Below are 2,246 nucleotides of genomic sequence, written 5' to 3' on the forward strand. Positions count from 1 at the left end.
CGCGCCCTCACGCACGGCGGTGCGGATGCGGGCGAGCGCGGCGGCGGCGGCATCGGCCGTGCCCGGCATCACCAGCAGGAACTCCTCGCCGCCCCAGCGGCCGAGCACGTCGGTCGCGCGCAACTGGGCCAGCCCCAGGCACCCGACATGCCGCAGCACCGCGTCACCGGCCGCGTGGCCGAGACTGTCGTTGACCGCCTTGAAGTGGTCGAGGTCGAGGATCGCCGCGCAGAACGGCGCGATCCCGCGATCGGACAGCGCGATGCTGCGCTCGACCAGCGCCTGCATCGACCGCCGGTTGGGCAGCCCGGTCAGCTCGTCGCTCACTGCCAGGCGCTCGACCTCCTGCAGGGCGCGGCCGAGCGCCTCCCTCTGGTCGCGCAGCTTCTGCCGCAACCCGGACAGGCGCGCCGCGATCACGGCGAGGGCGGGCAGCACGATGAGGATCATCAGCAGGTTGTTGGTGTCGACGCGGAACGGATCGACCGTGCCTTGCACCGATACCCACTGCGGATGGGTGACGCGCAGCGCGATCGCGGCGACCAGGCTCGCCACCGCCAACACGGTCAGCAGGGCGATCTGGCGCCAGCGCAGTGCGAACGCGCCGAAGGCGAAGATCACCATCAGCGGGAACAGCGCCGACGTGCGCATCGGCCCGCAGATCAGGTAACCCCAGTTCACCGCCACCACGCCCATCGCCAGCTGCCACATGCTCAGCGACGGATCGCGGCAGCGCTCGCTCCAGCCGCTGCGCAACCCCGCGTAGCTGATCACCTGCACCAGTGCGATGAAACCGACCCACGCACGCACGGCCGAGGCCTGGATCCAGCCCTCGCCGACGCCGCTGAGCAGCAGCGTCGCGGCGCCCGCGTAGACCAGCGTGGCGATCAGCCATTGCAGCAGGCGCAGCCGGCGTCGCCGCTCGCCGCTGGCGAGCAGGTCGAGCAGGCGTCGCGCTGCCTGCGGGATGGCGCTGGAACGGGCGTCGATCATCGGTCCATGGATGCGGAGTCCTGCATACCGTATCGGCTGGCGGCGGCGGCACTGGACCCGCGGCGCGCCCGCGGCCCACTGGTTCAGCCAGGACGCGCCCGCTGACGCCGCCCCGCCCGGCCCGTACCATCGCCGCTCCGTACCGCTGGCGTCCACCATGCCCGATTTCCTGCAAGCCCTCCTGCTCGGTGTGATCGAGGGCATCACCGAATTCCTGCCGATCTCCAGCACCGGTCACCTGCTGATCGCCGAACGCTGGCTTGGGCATCGCTCCGACCTGTTCAACATCGCGATCCAGGCGGGCGCGATCCTTGCGGTGGTGGCGATCTACCGCGAGCGGATCGTGCAGCTGGTCGCGGCGATGTTCGGTCGCGGCACCGCCGACGTGCACGGCCAGCCGGCGCGCGAGTACGGGCTGAAGCTCGCCCTCGCATTCCTCGTCACCGCAGTGCTGGGGCTGATCGCCAAGAAGCTGGGCTTCGAGCTGCCGGAGACGGTCACGCCCGTGGCCTTGGCGCTGATCATCGGTGCGGTCTGGATGCTGGTGGCCGAATACCTCGCGGCACGACGCGCCGCCGCGATCGGCGAGCGAACGATCATCACCTGGCCGGTCGCGCTGCTGGTCGGCATCGCGCAGGTGGCGGCCGGCGTGTTCCCGGGCACGTCGCGCTCGGCGGCCACGATCTTCGTCGCCCTGCTGGCGGGCACCACGTGGCGCCCCGCGGCGACCGAGTTCGCATTCCTCGTCGGCATTCCGACCATGTTCGCGGCGACCGGCTACGAACTCCTGCACGTGCTGAAGGATGGCGGCGCCGCCGGCGAGGACTGGACCGCGCTCGCGATCGCGTTCGTCGTGTCGATGGTCACCGCGTTCATCGCGGTGAAGTGGCTGCTGCGCTACATCCAGACGCACCGATTCACCGCGTTCGCGGTCTATCGCCTGGTGTTGGGCGTCGCGTTGCTGGCGTTGCTGCCGCAGGGCGGCTGAGTCACGCGGGTTACGCGGGTTACGCGGGCGAATCGAACCCGCGAGCGCGACGGTCGCGCTGCTGACGCTTGCCCGCTGCCGGGTTTCGATGCGATGCCGGCGAGCGCGTGGCGAGTGGGTCGGCTTCGCCTGCCGGGCAGAGGTCGATGCGGCGAATGCAGCGGGCCGGCTCAACGCGCTGGCGGCGACGAAGGACAGTTCAGCCTGATCCTCGCCAACCCGCCCTTCGCCGGTTCGCTCGACTACGAGAGCACGGCCAAGGACC

At 70.8% G+C, this 2,246-nt stretch carries 2 protein-coding genes; one reads left to right on the top strand and one right to left on the bottom strand.

What is annotated here, in order from left to right:
- Positions 1 to 993, bottom strand: a 993-nt coding sequence (locus FW784_RS13630; RefSeq protein ID WP_187770830.1) for a GGDEF domain-containing protein, incomplete at its 3' end; no start/stop codon positions are given.
- Between the two features lie 157 nt (positions 994 to 1,150).
- Here FW784_RS13630 and FW784_RS13635 point away from each other — a divergent pair.
- Complete coding sequence (locus FW784_RS13635; RefSeq protein WP_149353868.1) at positions 1,151 to 1,981, top strand: undecaprenyl-diphosphate phosphatase; 831 nt, start codon at positions 1,151 to 1,153, stop codon at positions 1,979 to 1,981.
- The last annotated feature ends 265 nt before the right edge of the window (positions 1,982 to 2,246 follow it).

Origin of the sequence: Cognatilysobacter lacus, from assembly GCF_008274655.1 — a bacterium.
Lineage (GTDB): Bacteria > Pseudomonadota > Gammaproteobacteria > Xanthomonadales > Xanthomonadaceae > Cognatilysobacter > Cognatilysobacter lacus.

Bases quoted from the DNA above. Each gene is read 5' to 3' on its own strand.
- FW784_RS13635 (WP_149353868.1), top strand. From the start codon at position 1,151: ATGCCCGATTTCCTGCAAGCCCTCCTGCTCGGTGTGATCGAGGGCATC.